The organism is Variovorax sp. 10N432 (genome assembly GCF_056394465.1).
In genome coordinates, this window is the sequence record NZ_JBFTHX010000004.1 from 96,174 (window position 1) to 115,488 (window position 19,315).

At 67.5% G+C, this 19,315-nt stretch carries 18 protein-coding genes; 13 read left to right on the forward strand and 5 right to left on the reverse strand.

Annotated features, from left to right (window positions below; translation table 11 throughout):
• The first annotated feature begins 16 nt into the window (after nt 1-16).
• The gene (locus AC1DF3_RS06440) at nt 17-895 is read left to right on the forward strand and encodes a lysophospholipid acyltransferase family protein (protein WP_286536341.1); all 879 of its coding nucleotides are present in this window, start codon (nt 17-19) and stop codon (nt 893-895) included.
• Nucleotides 892-1,779: an LpxL/LpxP family acyltransferase gene (locus tag AC1DF3_RS06445; protein WP_286536340.1), complete on the forward strand. Its 888-nt coding sequence runs from the start codon at nt 892-894 to the stop codon at nt 1,777-1,779. The genes AC1DF3_RS06440 and AC1DF3_RS06445 overlap by 4 nt, the downstream gene beginning before the upstream one ends.
• Here AC1DF3_RS06445 and AC1DF3_RS06450 read toward each other — a convergent pair.
• On the reverse strand, nt 1,773-2,687 hold the full coding sequence (locus AC1DF3_RS06450) for an alpha/beta fold hydrolase (protein WP_478139177.1): 915 nt from the start codon (nt 2,685-2,687) through the stop codon (nt 1,773-1,775). The two genes, AC1DF3_RS06445 and AC1DF3_RS06450, sit on opposite strands and share 7 nt — an antisense overlap.
• A 47-nt stretch (nt 2,688-2,734) precedes the next feature.
• Nucleotides 2,735-3,493, reverse strand: coding sequence for a ribosome biogenesis GTP-binding protein YihA/YsxC (gene yihA / locus AC1DF3_RS06455; RefSeq protein ID WP_286536338.1), 759 nt, complete (start codon nt 3,491-3,493; stop codon nt 2,735-2,737).
• A 70-nt stretch (nt 3,494-3,563) separates the two neighbouring features.
• Between yihA and AC1DF3_RS06460 the strand changes: the two genes are divergently transcribed.
• From AC1DF3_RS06460 to AC1DF3_RS06480, 5 genes are all read left to right on the forward strand, one after another.
• The gene (locus AC1DF3_RS06460) at nt 3,564-4,238 is read left to right on the forward strand and encodes a c-type cytochrome (protein WP_286536337.1); all 675 of its coding nucleotides are present in this window, start codon (nt 3,564-3,566) and stop codon (nt 4,236-4,238) included.
• Nucleotides 4,239-4,343: 105 nt separating this feature from the next.
• Nucleotides 4,344-6,494, forward strand: a complete 2,151-nt coding sequence (locus AC1DF3_RS06465) for a cytochrome c biogenesis protein ResB (protein ID WP_286536336.1) — start codon at nt 4,344-4,346, stop codon at nt 6,492-6,494.
• Complete coding sequence (ccsB, locus tag AC1DF3_RS06470; RefSeq protein ID WP_478139178.1) at nt 6,491-7,807, forward strand: c-type cytochrome biogenesis protein CcsB; 1,317 nt, start codon at nt 6,491-6,493, stop codon at nt 7,805-7,807. Before AC1DF3_RS06465 ends, ccsB begins: the two co-directional genes overlap by 4 nt.
• Nucleotides 7,808-7,914: 107 nt before the next feature.
• A complete protein-coding gene (msrP, locus tag AC1DF3_RS06475; RefSeq protein WP_286536335.1) occupies nt 7,915-8,913 on the forward strand; it encodes a protein-methionine-sulfoxide reductase catalytic subunit MsrP in 999 nt (332 codons plus the stop codon).
• A gap of 70 nt (nt 8,914-8,983) precedes the next feature.
• A complete protein-coding gene (locus AC1DF3_RS06480) occupies nt 8,984-9,643 on the forward strand; it encodes a protein-methionine-sulfoxide reductase heme-binding subunit MsrQ (RefSeq protein ID WP_286536334.1) in 660 nt (219 codons plus the stop codon).
• On the opposite strand, the gene lysA is transcribed toward AC1DF3_RS06480, so the two are convergent.
• Nucleotides 9,633-10,913 carry a diaminopimelate decarboxylase gene (gene lysA, locus AC1DF3_RS06485; RefSeq protein ID WP_286536333.1) on the reverse strand — a complete coding sequence of 427 codons (1,281 nt, stop codon included), beginning with the start codon at nt 10,911-10,913 and terminating at the stop codon, nt 9,633-9,635. The two genes, AC1DF3_RS06480 and lysA, sit on opposite strands and share 11 nt — an antisense overlap.
• Nucleotides 10,910-11,143, reverse strand: coding sequence for an LPS translocon maturation chaperone LptM (lptM, locus tag AC1DF3_RS06490; RefSeq protein WP_478139179.1), 234 nt, complete (start codon nt 11,141-11,143; stop codon nt 10,910-10,912). Before lptM ends, lysA begins: the two co-directional genes overlap by 4 nt.
• Nucleotides 11,144-11,155: 12 nt before the next feature.
• On the opposite strand from lptM, the gene cyaY reads away from it, so the two are divergent.
• Nucleotides 11,156-11,488 carry an iron donor protein CyaY gene (gene cyaY, locus AC1DF3_RS06495; RefSeq protein WP_286536330.1) on the forward strand — a complete coding sequence of 111 codons (333 nt, stop codon included), beginning with the start codon at nt 11,156-11,158 and terminating at the stop codon, nt 11,486-11,488.
• Between the two features lie 145 nt (nt 11,489-11,633).
• Here cyaY and AC1DF3_RS06500 read toward each other — a convergent pair whose 3' ends face one another.
• Nucleotides 11,634-14,036, reverse strand: a complete 2,403-nt coding sequence (locus AC1DF3_RS06500; RefSeq protein ID WP_478139180.1) for a penicillin-binding protein 1A — start codon at nt 14,034-14,036, stop codon at nt 11,634-11,636.
• Nucleotides 14,037-14,277: 241 nt separating this feature from the next.
• Between AC1DF3_RS06500 and AC1DF3_RS06505 the strand changes: the two genes are divergently transcribed.
• Genes AC1DF3_RS06505 through AC1DF3_RS06525 form a run of 5 tightly spaced genes read left to right on the forward strand, consistent with a single transcriptional unit; the run spans nt 14,278 to nt 19,305 of the window.
• Nucleotides 14,278-15,357: a pilus assembly protein PilM gene (locus AC1DF3_RS06505; RefSeq protein WP_286523516.1), complete on the forward strand. Its 1,080-nt coding sequence runs from the start codon at nt 14,278-14,280 to the stop codon at nt 15,355-15,357.
• Complete coding sequence (locus tag AC1DF3_RS06510; RefSeq protein WP_286523515.1) at nt 15,354-15,968, forward strand: PilN domain-containing protein; 615 nt, start codon at nt 15,354-15,356, stop codon at nt 15,966-15,968. The genes AC1DF3_RS06505 and AC1DF3_RS06510 overlap by 4 nt, the downstream gene beginning before the upstream one ends.
• A gap of 6 nt (nt 15,969-15,974) precedes the next feature.
• Nucleotides 15,975-16,658 carry a type IV pilus inner membrane component PilO gene (locus AC1DF3_RS06515; RefSeq protein WP_286536328.1) on the forward strand — a complete coding sequence of 228 codons (684 nt, stop codon included), beginning with the start codon at nt 15,975-15,977 and terminating at the stop codon, nt 16,656-16,658.
• Nucleotides 16,655-17,194 carry a pilus assembly protein PilP gene (locus AC1DF3_RS06520; protein ID WP_286536327.1) on the forward strand — a complete coding sequence of 180 codons (540 nt, stop codon included), beginning with the start codon at nt 16,655-16,657 and terminating at the stop codon, nt 17,192-17,194. The genes AC1DF3_RS06515 and AC1DF3_RS06520 overlap by 4 nt, the downstream gene beginning before the upstream one ends.
• A complete protein-coding gene (locus AC1DF3_RS06525; RefSeq protein WP_286536325.1) occupies nt 17,191-19,305 on the forward strand; it encodes a type IV pilus secretin PilQ in 2,115 nt (704 codons plus the stop codon). The genes AC1DF3_RS06520 and AC1DF3_RS06525 overlap by 4 nt, the downstream gene beginning before the upstream one ends.
• Nucleotides 19,306-19,315: the final 10 nt, after the last annotated feature.

The following is a 19,315-nucleotide window of genomic DNA, read 5'->3' on the forward strand; positions in this document are numbered from 1 at the left end:
CCATCCCCATGTTTCGATGATTGCCTTGTTCAGATTGCTCGCTCGTGTTCCGCTGCCCGTGATGCATGCGGTGGGCGGCTGGTTGGGCTGGCTGGTCTGGTGGTTCGCACCCGACTACCGCCGCCGTTTCCGCGAGAACGCCGAGGCGGCGGGCTTCACGCCGGCGCAGTACCGCCCCGCGATCGCCGCCGCCGGCGCCATGGTCGGCGAGCTGCCCTGGGTCTGGGCCCGTCCGCGCGACGAGAGCCTCTTGCCGCACATCGTGCGCTGGGACGGCATCGAGGCCTTCGAGGCCGCGCTGGCCGCGCGCAAGGGCGTGATCCTGGTGTCGCCGCACCTGGGCAGCTGGGAAACCTTCGGCCAGGCGGTGGGCGAGCGCTTCTTCAAGGACTACGGTCCGATCACGGCCCTGTTCCGGCCGGCGCGCAAGAAATTCATGGCCGACCTGATCGCCGGTTCGCGCGACCGGCCCGGGCTGCAGACCCTGCCGACCACCGTCTCCGGCGTGCGGGGCCTGATCCGAACGCTGCGCGGCGGCGGCTACACCGGGCTGCTGCCCGACCAGGTGCCGCCGCTGGGCCAGGGGGTCTGGGCACCGTTCCTGGGCCGGCCGGCCTACACGATGACCCTGCTGCCGCGGTTGGCGCAGCAGACCGGTGCCCGGGTCTTCCTAGGGGTCTGCGAGCGGCTGCCGCGCGGCGCCGGCTATGCGATCCGGTTCGTGCCCTTCGACGGCACCGCGATGAGCGACCCCAAGGCCACGCCGGAGGCCGCCGCCACGGCGATGAACGAAGGCATCGAGAAGCTGATCCGCGCCCTGCCGGGGCAATACGTCTGGGACTACGCCCGCTACAAGCAGCCGCGCGCCGAGGCGGCGGTGGAGGCGGCGACATGAGCAAGCTCACTTCGAAGCTCGGCATCGGCTTCATGCGGGCACTGGCGCACGTGCCGTTCCCGCTCGTGCGCGGCTTCGGGGCGGTGCTCGGGCGCGTGCTGCACGTGCTGGCAGTGCCGCGGCGGCGCGTGGTCGACACCAACCTGGCGCTGTGCTTTCCGACCCGGTCGGAGGCCGAACGGCGCCGCATGGCGCGTCAGACCTTCGTCTACGTGGCGCAGTCCTGGTTCGACCGCAGCTGGCTCTGGCATGCGCCGGAGGCGGTGGTGGCGCGCCGCCTCAAGGTGGTGGGCGCGGCCGACGTGATCGAGGAGATCGCCCACGGCCACGAGCCGATGATCCTGTTCGCGCCGCATTTCTACGGCCTCGACGCGGCCGCCACGGCGCTCACGATGCACACCGACCGGCCGTCGACCACCATCTACACCACGCAGCGCGATCCGATGATCGACCAGTGGGTCAGCGAGGGCCGCAAGCGCTTCGGCAACGTGATCACGCTGAACCGGGTCGACGGCATCAAGCCGATCGTCGCCGGCCTGCGCAAGGGCGGCCTGCTGTACCTGCTGCCGGACATGGACTTCGGCCGCGACCAGACGGTGTTCGTGCCCTTCTACGGCGTGCAGGCGGCCACCGTGCCCTCGCTGTCGCGCTTCGCGCGGCTGGGGCGGGCCAAGGTGGTGCCGGTGGTCTCGAAGCTCACCCCCGACGGCTACGAGATCGAGGTGCTGCCGGCCTGGAAAGACTTCCCGAGCGATGACCCGGTGGCCGACACCGCCCTCATGAACCAGCGCCTGCAGGGCTACATCGACACCATGCCGTCGCAGTATTACTGGGTGCATCGGCGCTTCAAGACCCGGCCCGAGGGCGAGAAACCAGTTTATTGAGTCCGGCGCAGGAAGGCCTCGATCTCGCCGGCGACGAACTTGGGCTGCTCATGCACCACCCAGTGCGTGGCGCCCGGCACCCGGACGATCTCGAGCTTCGGCACGTAGTCCTCCAGGCCTTCCAGCAGACCGGGCAGCAGCGCCTTGTCGTCGAGCGCCCACAGGACCAGGGTGGGTGCGGCGACCGTGAGCTTGTCGTGGGGCATCTCCGGCATCGCGGGCGCCGGCTGGCCGGGCATGGCCGGCTTCAGCGGTGTGACGCGATACAGGTTGCAGGCGCCCTTGAGGCCCGCATCCCAGACCTTGCGGTACTGGTCCTTGACCGGCTCCGTGAGCCAGCCGAAGCCATCGGCGCCGGCCTTCATGCCGAGGAACATCGGCCACATGCGGCGGTAGTCGTCGGCCGCCAGCAGCGCCTCGGCATCCGGCCGGGCCAGGAAGTTCATGTAGGCGCTCGCGGCCTGCTGGTCCGGGTTGTTCTGCAACTCGCGGGCGAAGGTGCCGGGATGCGGCGAGTTGATGATCACCAGGCGTCCCAGCCGGTCGCCGTGCCGGTTGCCGAAACCCCAGCCGAAGGCGCCGCCCCAGTCGTGCGCCACCAGCACCTCGATGCGGCCGGCCGGGTTCTCGCTGGCCGCCAGTTCGGCGAGGTCCTGCACCAGGAGGTGGGCCCGGTAGGCCGAGACCTCGGTGGGCGCGCTCGACTGTTCGAAGCCGCGCAGGTTCGGTGCGATGCAGCGGAAGCCGCCGTGCTCGGGCGCGGCGAAGTATTCGAGCAGTTCGTCCCAGATGAACGCGGCCTCGGGAAAACCGTGCAGGAACACCATCAGCGGCCGGCCGGGCGCGCCGGCCGCGCGGCAGCTCAGGGTGGTGCCGTTCGGCAGTGCGCGGGCGAAAGTCTCGATCACAGGCTGTCTCCTTCGTTGTCCATGCGGCGAGGAGGCCAGCGCCGGATTCAGGGCTGCTCGTCGATGGGGGCTTGCTCGGATGCCGGCTCGGAAGGCGGCGCGGGCTGCCCGTCTTCCGGGTGCGCCCAGCGCCACAGCAGCTCGGCCGCCTCGTCCACGCCGTGCTGCTTCAGGGCCGAGAACAGTTTGACCTCGCCGCCGCCGGCCTGCAGTCGCGCAATCGACAGCGCCTTGGCGCCGTCCGAGCGCGTGAGCTTGTCCGACTTGGTGAGCAGCACCAGGAACTTGAGCCCCTGCTCGACCCGCGGCCGGATCACGTCGAGCAGGATGTCGTCGAGCTCGGTCAGGCCGTGGCGCGGATCGCACATCAGCACCACGCCGCGCAGGTTCGGACGGGTCATCAGGTAGTTGCCCATCACGCGCTGCCAGCGCAGCTTGGCCTCCTTGGGCACGGCCGCATAGCCATAGCCGGGCAGGTCGGCGAGCACGGCGTCGTCGACCTTCTGCTTGCCGACGCCGAACAGGTTGATGTGCTGGGTCCGGCCCGGTGTCTTCGAGGCGAAGGCCAGCCGGGTCTGCTGGGTCAGGGTATTGATGGCGGTCGACTTGCCGGCATTCGAGCGGCCGACGAAGGCGATCTCGGGCAGGTCGAAGGTCGGCAGATGCTCGAGCTGGGGGGCGCTCGTGAGGAAGTGGGCAGTGTGCAGCCAGCCGCGCGCCACACGGGCGCGTTCGGCCGCCTGGGGGTCGACGGTGGTCGCTTTGCGGGAGTAGCTGGCGGCGGGCTTCCGCGGCGGGGTGGTCATCGATGGGCTTTCGGTACGGGTCGCCATTGTAGAATCGCCGGGTTTTGCGCCATAAATCCAAGCCCCCGATATGAAGTTGTTTGCCAAATTTCTGCTTGCAGCCCTGTTGGGCGCCGCCGCCAGTGCCAGCTTCGCGGCTGACGAGCCCGCTGCAAAGCCGGCTGCCGAGGCGCCCGCCAAGGCACCGAAGCCCGACCCCGCCAAGGGCGATACGGTCTTCAATGCCACGCCGGCAAACAGCCAGAGCTGCGCCTCGTGCCACAACGCGGACGGAAATTCGGCCATCGCGGCGAACCCCAAGCTGGCGCAGCAGCACCCCGAATACATCCTCAAGCAACTGCAGGACTTCAAGTCCGGCAAGCGCAAGAGCGCGATCATGAAGCCCATGGCCACGGCGCTGTCGGACGACGACATGCGCAACATCGCCTGGTTCGTGACCTCGAAAAAGATCAAGCCGGGCTTCGCCAAGGAGAAGGACCTGGTCGGCCTGGGCGAGCGGATCTTCCGCGGCGGCATCGCCGATCGCCAGATCCCGGCCTGCGCCGGCTGCCACAGCCCGAACGGCGCCGGCATCCCGGCCCAATACCCGCGCCTGGGCGGCCAGCACGCCGAATACACTGCGCAGCAGCTGACCCTGTTCCGCGAAGGCACCCGCCTCAATTCGCCGGTCATGACCGGGGTGGCGGCCAAGCTCAGCAACAAGGAAATCACCGCGGTCGCCGACTACATCGCCGGCCTGCGCTGAACGCCGGGCCTCCAAGCCTGAACCAACCGCCAATAACAAACTCCTAACAAGGCGGGTCCATCCGGCAGGATGGCCCGCCTTGTTTGCTTTCCACGCCTCGCACCGATGTCAGTCTCCACCCACGGCCTTCGCGTCCGCCGCGGCCCCCACGCGGTCCGCGCGGCGGTGGAGCTGTTCTCGTCGATGCGCTTCGCGATCGCGCTGCTGACCATCATCTGCATCGCCTCGATCATCGGCACCGTGCTGAAGCAGCACGAGCCGGTCGGCAACTACGTGAACCAGTTCGGCCCCTTCTGGGCCGAGCTGTTCCGCGCCGCCAGGCTCGACTCCATCTACAGCGCCTGGTGGTTCCTGCTGATCCTGCTGTTCCTGGTGGTCAGCACCTCGCTGTGCATCGCGCGCAACACACCGCACATCCTGCGCGACCTGAAGACCGTGAAGGAAGGCATCCGGGCCCAGAGCCTGAAGGCCTTCGGACAGCGCGCCGAGGCCGTGCTGGCCGAGACGCCCGACAGCGCCGCCAAGCGCATCGGCGAGCTGCTGGCCGGCGGCGGCTGGAAAGTCAAGCTGCAGCACCGCGAGGCCGAAGGGCAGAGCCAGGGCTGGATGGTCGCCGCGCGCGCCGGCGGGGCCCACAAGCTCGGCTACATCGCCGCCCACGGCGCGATCGTGCTGGTCTGCATCGGCGGCCTGTTCGACGGCGACCTTGTCGTGCGGGCCCAGACCTGGTTCAACGGCAAGAGCGTCTACACCGGCGGCGGCCTGATCAAGGACGTGGCGCCCGAGCATCGGCTGTCGCCGCGCAACCCGACCTTCCGCGGCAACATCCTGGTGCCCGAGGGCGCGCAATCCAGCGTCGCGATCCTGAACCAGGCCGACGGCGTGCTGCTCCAGGACCTTCCGTTCTCGATCGAGCTCAAGAAGTTCATCGTCGAGTACTACTCGACCGGCATGCCCAAGCTGTTCGCCAGCGAAGTGGTGCTGCACGACCGCGAGACCGGCGAGCAGCTGCCCAGGCGCATCGAGGTCAACCACCCGGCCAGCTACAAGGGCGTCGAGATCTACCAGTCGAGCTTCGACGACGGCGGCTCCAGCGTGAAGCTCAAGGCGGTGCCGATGGGCGCGGCCGCCAAGCCCTTCGAGATCGACGGCACCATCGGCGGCAGCAGCGAGATCACCAACGGCAACGACCGGCTCACGCTCGAGCTGGTGGCGCTGCGCGTCATCAACGTCGAGAACTTCGCCGACGGCGGCGGCGCCATGACCAGCGGCGCCGACGTCCGCAAGGTCGACCTGCGGCACGACCTCGAGTCGCGCCTTGGCGCGGCCAACAAGACCAACAAGCCCAAGGTGCTGCGCAACATCGGCCCCAGCATCGGCTACAAGCTGCGCGACGCTTCGGGGCAGGCGCGCGAGTTCCAGAACTACATGGTGCCGGTCGACACCGGGGACGGCCAGCCGGTGTTCCTGCTCGGGGTGCGCGAGCGGCCCGAGGACCCCTTCCGCTACCTGCGCGTGCCGGCCGACGAGCAAGGCTCGATGGAAGGCTTCGTGCGCATGCGCGCCGCCCTGGCCGATGCCAAGTTGCGCGACCGCGCCCTCGACCGCTACATCGCGCGCGCCACCGATCCCAAGCGGCCCGAGCTGGCCGCCCAGCTGCGCGCCTCCGCGGCCCGGGCGCTGGCCCTGTTCGCGGGCACCGAGCGCGCCAAGGTCGACGCGGTCAGCAGCGGCGGCTGGCAGGCGGTGGCCGAGTTCATGGAGGCCAACGTGCCCGAGGCCGAGCGCGAACGCGCGGCCGCCGTGCTGGTGCGCATCCTCAATGACGTGCTGTTCGAGGTGCTCAACCTGAGCCGCGAGCAGGCCGGCCTGGCCGCCATGCCGCCCGACGAGAAGTCGCAGCTTTTCCTTACGCAGGCGGTGCTGGCGATCAGCGACGCCCACTTCTATCCGGCCCCGGTCGCGATGATGATGTCCGACTTCAAGCAGGTCCAGGCCAGCGTCTTCCAGGTCGCGCGAGCCCCTGGCAAGAACATCGTCTATCTCGGCTGTCTGTTGCTGATCGTGGGCATTTTTGCGATGCTGTACGTGCGCGAGCGCCGGCTCTGGGTGTGGCTCGCGAAGGACGGCGACGACGCCCGGGGCACGGCGGCGACCCTGGCTTTCTCGGTCAACCGCAAGACCATCGACAGCGACCGCGAATTCGAGCACTTGAAGCACAAGCTGCTCGCCATCACGAAAGACACCGCGTCATGACGACCACCACGCTCACTCTCAACGACAGCTGGCTCTCCCGCCGCAACGCCCTCGACTGGGTGTTCGCGCTGCTGGTGCTGGCGGGCGCCGTCTTCGCCTTCTCGCGCTACCACGGTGCGATGGACTACTACGAGCAGACGATCCTGGTGGCGGCCGTGCCCGCCGCCGTCTGGCTGGGCTGGTTCTGGCGGCCGCTGCGGGTGCTGGCGATCGTGGTCGCGGCCGCCGCACTGCTGGCCATCGCGTCCTACCAGGGCGACCTGGCGCGTGCCGACAGCGTCTTCTGGCTCAAGTACTTCCTGTCAAGCCAGTCGGCCATCCTCTGGATGAGCGTGCTGTTCTTCATGAGCACGATCTTCTACTGGATCGGTTTCTTCAGCGGCCGCCAGGGCGACGCCATGGACCTGATCGGCTCGCGGCTGGCCTGGGCCGCGGTCACGATGGCGCTGATCGGCAGCATGGTGCGCTGGTACGAGAGCCACCAGCTCGGCCCCGACATCGGCCACATCCCGGTCAGCAACCTGTACGAGGTGTTCGTCCTCTTCTGCTGGCTCACCGCCACCTTCTACCTGTACTTCGAATGGCGCTACCGCACCCGCGCGCTGGGTGCCTTCGTGATGCTGGTGGTCAGCGCCGCGGTCGGTTTCCTGCTCTGGTACACGCTGGTGCGCGACGCCCACGAGATCCAGCCGCTGGTGCCGGCGCTGCAGAGCTGGTGGATGAAGCTGCACGTGCCGGCCAACTTCATCGGCTACGGCACCTTCTCGCTCGCCGCCATGGTGGCCTTCGCCTACCTGATCAAGGAGCAGGCCGCCGAGACCCGCTGGTACAAGCTGACGCCGATCTGGCTGCTCGGCGTGGCGCTGTGCTTCGTGCCGGTGGCGTTCCGCCAGCGCGTGCAGGAGGCTGGCGGCAGCTACTGGGTCGGCTATGCCGCGATCTCGGCGCTGATCGCCGCCGGCATCCTGATGGGCCGCAAGCGCATCGCGGCGCGGCTGCCGGCCAACGAGGTGCTCGACGACGTGATGTACAAGTCGATCACGGTCGGCTTCGCCTTCTTCACCATCGCCACCGTGCTGGGCGCGCTGTGGGCGGCCGATGCCTGGGGCGGCTACTGGAGCTGGGACCCGAAGGAAACCTGGGCGCTGATCGTCTGGCTCAACTACGCGGCCTGGCTGCACATGCGGCTCGTGAAGGGCCTCCGAGGCACCGTGGCGGCCTGGTGGGCGCTCGGCGGCCTGGCCGTGACCACTTTCGCGTTCCTCGGCGTCAACATGTTCCTGAGCGGGCTGCACAGCTACGGCACGCTCTAGCGCGGTCTTTGCGCGTGGAATGATCCGGGGGCGTGCCTGGCGCGTAACCGGATCGGCATCGGCAACGAACTCCCCCTGACTGAGCGTTTTCAGGCGAAAGGCATTTCATGTTGATTCATTCCCGCGACGACGGCTTCCTCCACCCGCGTTCGAGCGAGATCACGCCCAAGGGCGTCTACGAAGGCCGGCGCGACATGCTGCGCTGGATGGCCGGCGGTGTCGCAGGCGCGGCCATGGCTTCCTGGGCGGCGCGTGACGCACTGGCGCAGGCGGCGGCACCGGGCAAGCTGGCGCCGCTCGCGGGCGCGAAATCGGCGGTGCCTGGCGCCCAGACGATGGAAAAGCTGACCGACTACAAGGATGCCACCAGCTACAACAACTTCTACGAGTTCGGCACCGACAAGGGCGATCCGGTGAAGAACGCCGGCACCCTGAAGACCCGGCCCTGGACCGTCGAGGTCGAAGGCCTGGTCAAGAAGCCCGGCAAGTACGGCATCGAGGACCTGCTCAAGCTCAGCGCCCAGGAAGAGCGCATCTACCGGCTGCGCTGCGTCGAGGGCTGGTCGATGGTGATCCCGTGGGTCGGCTATTCGCTGTCGGAACTGATCAAGAAGGTCGAGCCGCAGGGCAACGCCAAGTACGTCGAGTTCCTGACGCTGGCCGATCCCAAGACCATGCCCTTCGTCGGCTCGCGCGTGCTCGACTGGCCCTATGCCGAGGGCCTGCGCATGGACGAGGCGATGCATCCGCTGACCTTGCTGACTTTCGGCATGTACGGCGAGGTGCTGCCGAACCAGAACGGCGCCCCGGTGCGCATCGTGGTGCCCTGGAAGTACGGCTTCAAGAGCGCCAAGTCGATCGTCAAGATCCGCTTCGTCGAGAAGGAGCCGGGCACGGCCTGGAACAAGGCCGCGGCCAACGAGTACGGCTTCTATTCCAACGTCAATCCGAACGTCGACCACCCGCGCTGGAGCCAGGCGACCGAGCGGCGCATCGGCGATGGCGGGGGGCTGTTCGCCAAGCGCGCGAAGACCCAGATGTTCAACGGCTACGAGGCCCAGGTCGGCCAGTTGTATGCCGGCATGGACTTGAAGAAGAATTATTGAGACCTTGCGGGACAGACCAAGAAACCGCGCAGCGGTTTTTGCGCTGTCCCCAACCGATCAAAAGACATTCATGAACAAGCTGCTGATGCACCCGGCCGCCAAGCCGGTGGTGTTCGTGCTCTGCCTGCTGCCCTTCGCCTGGCTGTTCTACGGCGCGCTGACCGACGGCCTTGGTGCCAACCCGGCCGAGTATTTGATCCGCTCGACCGGCGACTGGACCTTGCGCTTCATCTGCATCGTGCTGGCCGTGACGCCCTTGCGCGTCATCGCCAAGGCGAACGCGCTGGCACGCTTTCGGCGCATGCTGGGCCTGTTCGCGTACTTCTATGTCGTGGTGCACCTGTTGAGCTACAGCTGGTTCGACATGGGGTTCGAGATGGCCGACATCGCCAAGGACATCGCCAAGCGACCGTTCATCCTGGTCGGCTTCTCGGCCTTCGTGCTGCTGACGCCGCTGGCCGCGACCTCGTTCAACCGCGCCATCAAGGCGCTGGGCGCGAAGCGCTGGCAGGCGCTGCACAAGCTGGTCTACGGCATCGCCGCGCTCGGCCTGCTGCACTTCTTCTGGATGCGGGCCGGCAAGAACAACTTCGCCGAAGTGTTCGTCTACGCCGGGATCATCGCCGTGCTGCTCGGCTGGCGCGTGTGGAACTTCGCGCGCAAGAAGAGGGAAGGCGGCCAGGCGCCGCGGCCGATCGCCGCCGCACCCCGGGCGCCGGTCAGTCGTTGATGCGCTCGCTCGCGAGCTGGTCGTCGATCGATTCGCGGCGCCGGATCAGCGTCGCCTGCGTGCCGCTCACCAGCACTTCGGCCGCGCGGCCGCGCGTGTTGTAGTTGCTGGCCATGGCCATGCAGTAGGCGCCCGCGGACAGCACCGCGAGCAGGTCGCCCGACGCCACCTGGAGCGCGCGGTCGCGGCCGATCCAGTCGCCGCTCTCGCAGACCGGGCCGACCACGTCGTAGGTCGTGGCCGGGCCGGCGCGCTCGGCCAGCGGCACGATCTGGTGGAAGGCCTGGTACATGGCCGGACGGGGCAGGTCGTTCATGGCCGCATCGACGATGCAGAAGTTCTTTTCCTCGCCCGGCTTGAGGTACAGCACCTCGGTCACGCAGACGCCGGCGTTGCCGACCAGCGAGCGGCCGGGCTCGACGATCAGCCGGCGCTGGCCGAAGCCGCGTGCGTCGAGCCGCACGAGCAGCTGCTGCCAGAGCGCATCGGCGGCGGGCGGCGTGTCGCCGTTGTAGTCGATGCCCAGGCCGCCGCCGAAGTCGAGATGGTGCAGCGGCACGCCGGCCGCCTCGATCGCCTCGACCAGGTCGAGCACGCGCTCGAGGGCCTCGAGGTAGGGCGAGGCGTCGGTGATCTGGGAGCCGATGTGGCAGTCGATGCCGACCACCTGCAGGCCCTGCAGCGAGGCCGCGTGCCTGTAGATCGGGACTGCGCGGTCGTGGGCGACGCCGAACTTGTTGCCCTTGAGCCCGGTCGAGATGTAGGGATGGGTCTTCGGGTCGACGTTGGGATTGATGCGGATGCTGACCGCGGCGCGGCGGCCTTCTTCGAGCGCGACCGCATTGAGCACGTCGAGCTCGGCTTCGCTTTCGACATTGAAGCAGCCGATGCCGGCCGCCAGCGCCTGCCGCATCTCGGCCCGGGTCTTGCCGACGCCCGAGAAGATCACCTTGGCCGGATCGGCGCCGGCGGCCAGCACCCGCGCCAGTTCGCCGCCGGAGACGATGTCGAAGCCGCAGCCGGCCTCGGCGAAGACGCGCAGCACGCCCAGCGAGGAATTGGCCTTGATCGCGTAGCAGACCATCGCATCGCGGCCCTCGAAGCCGCGCTGGTAGGCGGCGAGGGCGTCGAGCATCCATTGCTTCGAGTAGACGAACAGGGGGGTGCCGTATTGCTGCGCCAGTTCGGCGAGCGGCCGGCCTTCGACCTGCAGGGCGCCGTCGTGGCGCGCGATGTGGGGATGGCCCGGGAGCCGTGCGGCGGCGTTCACTGGCTGGCTCCTGCGGGGGCGCTGCTGGCGGCTGCCGGCGGCTTGGCCGGGGCATCGCCGGCGGCGCTGGCGGGCGGCGTGGGCAGCAGCAGGCCGGGCAGCGTGGTGCGTTCCTTGGCGAGCGGATCGGTGGGCAGGTACAGCGAGCCCTTCTGGCCGCAGGCCGCGAGGCCGACCCCGACGAGCGCGAGGCCAAAGGCGCTCACTAGAATTTGGCGAACATTCAACATGGCGAAATTGTAATGACCGACCCCGAATACATGGACCGCGCGGAAGCCGCACTGGCAGCGATCGAGCGCAGCTGCGACCGAATCAACGACGAGAGCGACGTCGACATCGACAACCAGCGGGTCGGGGGAATGATCACGATCATCTTCGGCAACGGCAGCCAGCTGATCGTCAACCTGCAGAAGCCGCTGCAGGAGATCTGGCTCGCCGCGCGTTCCGGCGGCTACCACTACCGGCACGACGGCCGCGCCTGGGTCGACACCAAGACCGGCGAGGAATTCTTCGACAACCTGTCGCGCGAGGCGACCCGGCAATCAGGCCAGCCGCTCCAGTTCATCGCCGGCTGAGCGAGACGGCGTAACGATCTCCCTCGGCCGGCGCAGCCCGGCCCGTTGGTGAAACACCGCGGAACTGGCTTTGCCGGGCCGCTGGTGTTGCCCCCGGTAGGGGGTGGGCGCCCCACACGAAGTGAGGGGCAACCTGGGGGCGAGCCTAATTCCTGAAGAGGTCCAGGATCCGGCTGCGCTCCTCCACCGGCGCCGGCGCGCTGATCGGCGGTGCCGCGATCGCCTCCGCCGGCGGCGTCGGTCCGCTGTCGACGCCCAGGCTGGCGACGCCGCGGCCCGGCGCGTAGTCGTCGTAGTACCACTCGCCGCCGACATTCACCACGCCCGGCGGCGCCGGCACCTCGGCCACCGGCACGCCTTTGATCGCGGTCTCCATGAAGTTGATCCAGATCGGCAGGCTCAGCCCGCCGCCGGTCTCGCGGTCGCCCAGCTTGCGCGGCGTGTCGTAGCCCATCCACGCGACTGCCGCCATGGTGGGCTGGAAGCCCGCGAACCAGGCATCGAGCGAGTCGTTGGTGGTGCCGGTCTTGCCGTAGATGTCGGTCCGCTTGAGCGTCGCCTGCGCCTTGGCCGCGGTGCCGCCGCTGGCCACCGACTGCAGCAGGCTGGCCATCAGGAAGGCGTTGCGCTGCGGCACCGCACGCAGGGTCTCGTTGAGCAGCGGCGGCTGCTTGTCGACCAGCACCTTGTCCTTGTGGTCGGTCACGCGGGTCACGAGGTAGGGGTTGACGCGATAGCCGCCGTTGGCGAACACCGAGTACGCGGTCGCCATCTGCATCGGCGTCACCGAGCCCGCGCCCAGCGCCATCGGCAGGTAGGCCGGGTGCTTCTCGCGCTCGAAGCCGAAGTTGGTGACCCAGTCCTGGGCGTAGCGGGTGCCGATCGACTGCAGGATGCGGATCGACACCATGTTCTTCGACTTCATCAGCGCCCGGCGCATCGACATCGGGCCTTCGAAGGTGCCGTCGTAGTTCTTCGGCTCCCAGGGCTGGCCGCCGGTGGTGCCGGCATCGAAGAAGAGCGGCGCATCATTGATCACGGTGCTGGGCGTGAAGCCCTTCTCGAGCGCGGCCGAATAGATGAAGGGCTTGAAGCTCGAACCCGGCTGGCGCCAGGCCTGCGTGACGTGGTTGAACTTGTTCTTGTCGAAGTCGAAGCCGCCGATCATCGCCTTGACGGCGCCGTCGCGCGGATCCATGGCGACGAAAGCGCCTTCCACCTCGGGCAGCTGGGTGATTTCCCAGGCGCCCTTCGGGGTCTTCACGACCCGGATCACGGCGCCGCGCCGGATCCGGATGTTGGGCGGCGCCTTGTCCGACAGCCCGGACTGTGCCGGCTTCAGGCCGTCGCCGGTGATCTGGACCGCGTCGCCGTTGCCGCGCACCGCCTGGATCTCCTTGGCGTTCGCCTTCAGCACCACGGCCGACATGACGTCGCCGTTGTCGGGGTGGTCGGCCAACGCATCGTCGACCGCTTCGTCGAGCTCCTTGGGGTCGTTCGGAAGGTCGACGAATTTTTCGGGGCCACGGTAGATCTGGCGCCGCTCGTAGTCCATGATCCCGCGCCGCAGCGCACGGTAGGCCGCCGCCTGGTCGGCCGCGACCAGCGTGGTGTAGACCTTGAGCCCGCGCGTGTAGGTGCTGTCGCCGTACTGCGCGTACATCAGCTGGCGCACGGTCTCGGCCACGTACTCGGCGTGCAGCCGCGTCGGGTCGGCGGCGTCGCGCAGGTGCAGTTCCTCCTTGCGGGCCTGGGCGGCCTGGTCGGCGTTGATGAAGCCGGCCTCCTGCATGCGGTCGATCACGTACAGCTGGCGGCCGCGGGCGCGGGCCGGGTTGTTGACCGGGTTGTTGGCGCCCGGTGCCTTCGGCAGGCCGGCGAGCATCGCCGCCTGGGCGATCGTGATGTCCGACAGCGGCTTGCCGAAATAGGCCTCGGAGGCGGCCGCGAAGCCGTAAGCGCGGTTGCCCAGGTAGATCTGGTTGAGGTAGATCTCGAGGATCTGGTCCTTGCTCAGCAGGTGCTCGAGCTTGAAGGTCAGCAGCACTTCGTAGATCTTGCGGGTCAGCGTCTTTTCGGAGCTGAGGTAGACGTTGCGCGCCACCTGCATCGTGATGGTCGACGCGCCCTGGCTCTTGGCCCGGTTCATGTTGGCCATGCCGGCCCGCAGCATGCCCTTGTAGTCGACGCCGCCGTGCTCGTAGAAGCGGGCGTCCTCGGCGGCCAGCACCGCATCCTTCATGATCTTCGGGATGGTCGCGATCGGCGTCAGATTGCGGCGCTCTTCGCCGAACTCGCCGATCAGGATCCCTTCGGCCGAAAACACCCGCAGCGGCAGCTTGGGACGGTAGTCGGCGAGTTCGGAGATGTCAGGCAGGTTGGGGTAGGCGACCGCCAGCGCGACCGCGATCACGCAGATCAGCGCGACTGTCCCGGCCACCACGAGGCCGAGGCTCCACAGGATCAGGCGAAGCAACCATTTCAGCCAGGCCGGGCGTTTGGGAACGGGAGCCTTCGCAGGCCCTTTGGGTCGAGAGTTTTCGGGCATTGAGGCTGTTGGAGTCTGAGCGCATTATAAAAACGCGCCGCCGTAGGACGGCGCCGCGGTAGCAGTTAGGACCCAAGTACTCTTATTTGTGACGCAAGTTGCAGTTCCGAACTGTTACGTCGACTTTTGACAACGATTGCTCACTCACTGGGGATTCGGCGCTTGGATTGGCTTGCACCTTGCTGCTAGCATGCAACCACTCGCAATTATTTCCAATCGTTACAAACGGATGGGATCGAACTTGACTGCTCTCGGATCGTTGTTTCGCCGCCAGCCCGCGCCTCTGCTCGGGCTCGACGTCAGTTCGTCCAGCGTCAAGCTGGTCGAACTCGGCCGTGACGCGAGCGGCAAGCTGGTGCTCGAGCGCTGTGCGATCGAGCCCCTCGAACGCGGCTGGATCACCGACGGCAATGTCGAGAAGTTCGACGAAGTCGCGGAGGCCGTGCGGCGCGTGGTCCGCAAGAGCGGCACCCGCACCAAGAATGTCGCGCTGGCCCTGCCGCCGTCGGCGGTGATCACCAAGAAGATCATCCTGCCCGGCGGCATGAGCGAGCAGGAGCTCGAGATCCAGGTCGAGTCGGAAGCCAACCAGTACATCCCGTTCTCGCTGGACGAGGTGAGCCTCGATTTCTGCGTCATCGGGCAGAGTGCCAACTCGGCCGGCGATGTCGAGGTGCTGATCGCCGCCTCCCGCAAGGAAAAGGTGCAGGACCGCCAGGGCCTGGCCGAGGCCTCGGGTCTCAAGGCCGTGATCCTCGACGTCGAGTCCTATGCCTCCCGGCTGGCGACGGCGCGCCTGATCGAGCAACTGCCCGGCCAGGGCCAGGACGCCGTGGTCGCGCTGTTCGAGGTCGGTGCCTTCACCACCAGCATGCAGGTGCTGCGCAACCAGGAAGTCCTGTATGACCGTGACCAGGCTTTCGGCGGCGCCCAGCTGACCCAGCTCATCGTTCGCCAATACGGCTTCTCGGCCGAGGAAGCCGAGGCCAAGAAGCGCAGCGGCGAACTGCCCGACGACTACGCGGCCGGCGTGCTCAAGCCCTTCGTGGCCAGCATCGCGCAGGAAATCGCCCGGGCGCTGCAGTTCTTCTTCACGAGCACGCCGCACAACCGCGTCGACTACGTTCTGCTGGCGGGCGGATCGGCGGGCCTGCCCGGCCTCACGAGCGCAGTCACGCGCCAGACCTCGTTCGCCTGCTCGCTGGTCAACCCGTTCGACGGCATGGAGATCGGCAGCAGCATCCGCGAGAAGAAGGTGCGGCGCGAGGCGGCCTCCTACCTGACGTCCTGCGGCCTCGCGATGCGGAGGTTCCTGCAGTGATCCTGATCAATCTGCTTCCGCACCGCGAAGCCGCGCGCAAGCGCCGTCGCGAGACTTTCTATGCCACGCTGGGTCTTTCCGCCGTGCTGGGCGGGCTCATCGCGGTCACCGCGTTCCTCTGGTTCCAGGCCCAGATCTCGAACCAGCAGTCGAAAAACGCGCTGCTGAAGACCGAGATCACCAAACTCGAGACGGAGATCAAGGAGATTTCCACGCTGCAGGCCGAGATCGCCGCCTTGCGCGCCCGCCAGACGGCGGTCGAAGACCTGCAAGGCGACCGCAACCTGCCCGTCCACCTGCTCAACGAGCTGGTCCGGCAGCTGCCGGACGGGGTCTACATCACCAGCATGAAGCAGGAAAACCAGACCGTCACGCTGCAGGGCATGGCGCAGTCGAACGAGCGGGTCTCCGAGCTGCTCCGCAACCTGGGCAACAGCAGCCCGTGGCTGGTCAAGCCCGAGCTCATCGAGATCACTTCGGCGACGGTGAGCCTGAGTGCGCGCGATCAGCGGCGGGTCGCCAACTTCAGGATGCGCATCGGCCTCAAGCGGCCGACCGACGCCCAGAAACCACCCGCCGGCGCGCCCGCGGCCATCAAGGCGAAGGGGTAAGCGCTCATGGCAAAGAAACGCCCTTCCGAGAGGTTCGACCTCGCACTGGCCCTGCGCCGCTTCAGCCAGCAGTTCCAGGGGCTGAACCCCAACGATCCGTCGGTCTGGCCACCGGTGCCGCGGTACGCCCTGTGCGTCGCCGTGGTCGCGGCGGTGCTGGCGGCGCTGTGGTTCGTCTGGCTCACCAATTCGAACGACGAGCTCGATGCCGAGCGCGCCAAGGAAGTCACCCTCAGGGCCGACTACCAGAAGAAGGTGGCGCAGGCCGCCAACCTCGATCTGCTCAAGAAGCAGCGCGAGCAGGTGCAGCAATACGTCACGCTGCTCGAGAAGCAGCTGCCCAGCAAGGCCGAGATGGATGCGCTGCTGTCGGACATCAACCAGGCCGGCCTGGGCCGCAGCCTCCAGTTCGAGCTGTTCCGTCCGGGTCAGATTTCGGTCAAGGACTACTACGCCGAGCTCCCGATCGCGGTCCGCGTGACCGGCCGCTACCACGACATGGGTGCCTTCGCCGCCGACATCGCGAACCTGTCGCGGATCGTGACGCTGAACAACCTCTCGGTGGCGCCGCAAAAAGACGGCGTGCTGGTCATGGACGCCACGGCGCGCACCTATCGCTACCTCGACGAGGAAGAGCAGGCGGCGCAGAAGCGCGCAGCCGCCGCGGCTGCGGGGGCCAAGAAGAAATGAGAACGCTCAGCTGTCTATGGATCGCGGTCGCAGCCGTCGGGCTGACCGGCTGCTTCGGCTCGGAGCAGGAAGACCTCCAGCGCTGGATGGCCGAACAGCGCGCGCAGGTGAAGCCCAGCGTGCCGCCGATCACCGAACCGAAGAAGTTCACGCCGCAGGCGTACACCGAGGCCGCGGCCTTCGACCCGTTCAACATTCAGAAGCTGACGCAGGCGCTGCGCCGGGACTCGGCCCAGCCCAGCACCTCGGGCCTGATCGCGCCCGAACTGGCGCGTCGCAAGGAAGCGCTCGAGGCCTTCCCGCTCGACTCCATGGCGATGGTCGGCAGCCTGAGCCGCAATGGCCAGCCGGTGGCGCTGATCAGCGTCGACAAGCTGCTCTACCAGGTGCGGGTCGGCAACTATCTGGGACTCAACTACGGGCGCATCACCCGTATCAGCGAAACCGAACTCGGCTTGCGTGAAATCGTGCAGGACGCTGCCGGTGAATGGATCGAACGCGTCGCGACGCTGCAGTTGCAAGAGAAGGCGAAATGAACCAACAAAAATCTATGCTTGCGCAGTGGCTGCGCGTGGCCGGTGCCGCGATCGTGGCCTTCGGTGCCGCGGCAGTCGTTCATGCGCAGAACGCGATCGAATCGGTCACGAGTTCTATGCAGTCCGGCGCCGAGGTGATCCGGGTCGACTTCACCCAGCCGCTGGCCGCGGCGCCGACCGGCTTCGCGATCCAGTCGCCGGCCCGTGTCGCGCTTGATTTTCCGGGCGTGACCAACGCCATCGGCCGCAACGCGATCGAGGTCAACCAGGGCAACCTGCGCTCGGTCAACGTGGTCCAGGCCGGCGATCGCACGCGCCTGGTCCTGAACCTGAAGCAGGCCACCGCCTACAAGACCGAGATCCAGGGCAAGTCCCTGCTGGTCTCGCTGGAACCGGTCGCGGGGGCCGCACTGGCCGCTTCGACGCCGTCCGCCTTCGCCGAGAACCGCAACCGCGACATGCTGCCCCTGCGCGATGTGGATTTCCGCCTGGGCAGCGACAACACCGGCCGCGTGATCGTCGACCTCGCCAACAACCAGGTGGGCGTCGACATCCGCCAGCAGGGCAAGAACCTGGTGGTCGAGTTCACCAAGTCGACCCTGCCCGAAGGCCTGCGCCGTCGCCTCGACGTCTCCGACTTCGGCACCCCGGTGCAGCTCGTGACCACCCAGCAGGTCGGCGACCGCGTCCGGATGGTGATCGAGCCGCGCGGCGAGTGGGAGCACAGCGCCTACCAGAGCGAGAACCAGTTCGTGGTCGAAGTGCGTCCGCGCAAGATCGATCCGACCAAGCTGACGCAGGGCGTCGGCTACAACGGCGAAAAGCTGTCGCTGAACTTCCAGAACATCGAAGTGCGCTCGCTGCTGCAGGTGATCGCCGACTTCACCAACTTCAACATCGTGACCTCCGACTCGGTGACGGGTTCGCTGACCCTGCGCCTGAAGGACGTGCCCTGGGACCAGGCGCTCGACATCATCCTGCAGGCCAAGAACCTGGGCATGCGCAAGAACGGCAGCGTGCTCTGGATCGCACCGAAAGACGAGATCAACGCCAAGGAAAAGATGGAGTTCGAGGCCCAGGCCGCGATCCAGAACCTGGAGCCGCTGCGCACCCAGTCGTTCCAGCTCAACTACACCAAGGCGATCCAGATCGCCCAGGGCCTGACCGGCACCGGCGCTTCCAGCGGCGGCGGCGGCGGCAGCAGCACCACCCGCATCCTGAGCCCGCGCGGCAGCGTGATCGCCGAAGCCCGCACCAACCAGCTGTTCGTCTCGGACATCCCGTCGCGGCTGGTGCAGGTGGCCGAGCTGATCCAGAAGCTGGACATCCCGGTGCGCCAGGTGCTGATCGAGGCCCGCATCGTCGAGGCGTCCGACACCTTCGGCAAGTCGCTGGGCGTGCGCCTCGGCGGCGGCGCGCTGAACAACAACAACGCAATCGGGCCGACGACCTTCATCCCCGGGACCGCCACGACGCCGCCGAACCTGATCTCGACCCCGACGGGCAGCAATTTCGTCAACCTGCCGTCGACCGGTGTCTCCGGCAACGGCAATGCGCCGGGCACCTTCGCGATCTCGCTGTTCAATTCGAGCCTCTCGCGCATCCTGAACCTCGAGATCTCGGCCCTCGAAGCCGACGGCAAGGGCAAGGTGGTGTCGAGCCCGCGTGTCGTGACCGCCGACCAGACCAAGGCGCTCATCGAGCAGGGCACCGAACTGCCCTACCAGGTCGCGACTTCCAGCGGCGCCACCTCGATCGCCTTCCGCAAGGCCAACCTGAAGCTCGAGGTGACGCCGCAGATCACGCCCGAGGGCAACATCATCCTGACGCTGGACGTCAACAAGGACACGGTGGGTCAGCCGACCACCGCCGGCTTCGCGATCAACACGAAGCACGTGCAGACCGAGGTGTTGGTCGAAAACGGCGGCACGGTCGTCATCGGTGGTATCTTCGAGCTCACCGAATCCAACGACGAATCGCGCATCCCGGTGCTTGGTGAGGTGCCCTACCTCGGGGCGCTGTTCCGGACGCGCACTCGCACTGCCAACAAAACTGAAATGCTCGTCTTCATCACCCCGAAAATGATCACCGACCGCAACGCTGCGCGCTGACGCGCGGCGT

Coding starts and splice junctions, on each gene's coding strand:
- ccsB (WP_478139178.1), top strand. CDS start 6,491: ATGACGACCACCACGCTCACTCTCAACGACAGCTGGCTCTCCCGCCGC.
- AC1DF3_RS06520 (WP_286536327.1), top strand. CDS start 16,655: ATGAGAACGCTCAGCTGTCTATGGATCGCGGTCGCAGCCGTCGGGCTG.
- AC1DF3_RS06480 (WP_286536334.1), top strand. CDS start 8,984: ATGAACAAGCTGCTGATGCACCCGGCCGCCAAGCCGGTGGTGTTCGTG.
- AC1DF3_RS06460 (WP_286536337.1), top strand. CDS start 3,564: ATGAAGTTGTTTGCCAAATTTCTGCTTGCAGCCCTGTTGGGCGCCGCC.
- AC1DF3_RS06445 (WP_286536340.1), top strand. CDS start 892: ATGAGCAAGCTCACTTCGAAGCTCGGCATCGGCTTCATGCGGGCACTG.
- yihA (WP_286536338.1), bottom strand. CDS start 3,493: ATGACCACCCCGCCGCGGAAGCCCGCCGCCAGCTACTCCCGCAAAGCG.
- msrP (WP_286536335.1), top strand. CDS start 7,915: ATGTTGATTCATTCCCGCGACGACGGCTTCCTCCACCCGCGTTCGAGC.
- cyaY (WP_286536330.1), top strand. CDS start 11,156: ATGACCGACCCCGAATACATGGACCGCGCGGAAGCCGCACTGGCAGCG.
- lptM (WP_478139179.1), bottom strand. CDS start 11,143: ATGTTGAATGTTCGCCAAATTCTAGTGAGCGCCTTTGGCCTCGCGCTC.
- AC1DF3_RS06500 (WP_478139180.1), bottom strand. CDS start 14,036: ATGCCCGAAAACTCTCGACCCAAAGGGCCTGCGAAGGCTCCCGTTCCC.
- AC1DF3_RS06515 (WP_286536328.1), top strand. CDS start 15,975: ATGGCAAAGAAACGCCCTTCCGAGAGGTTCGACCTCGCACTGGCCCTG.
- AC1DF3_RS06465 (WP_286536336.1), top strand. CDS start 4,344: ATGTCAGTCTCCACCCACGGCCTTCGCGTCCGCCGCGGCCCCCACGCG.
- AC1DF3_RS06525 (WP_286536325.1), top strand. CDS start 17,191: ATGAACCAACAAAAATCTATGCTTGCGCAGTGGCTGCGCGTGGCCGGT.
- AC1DF3_RS06440 (WP_286536341.1), top strand. CDS start 17: ATGATTGCCTTGTTCAGATTGCTCGCTCGTGTTCCGCTGCCCGTGATG.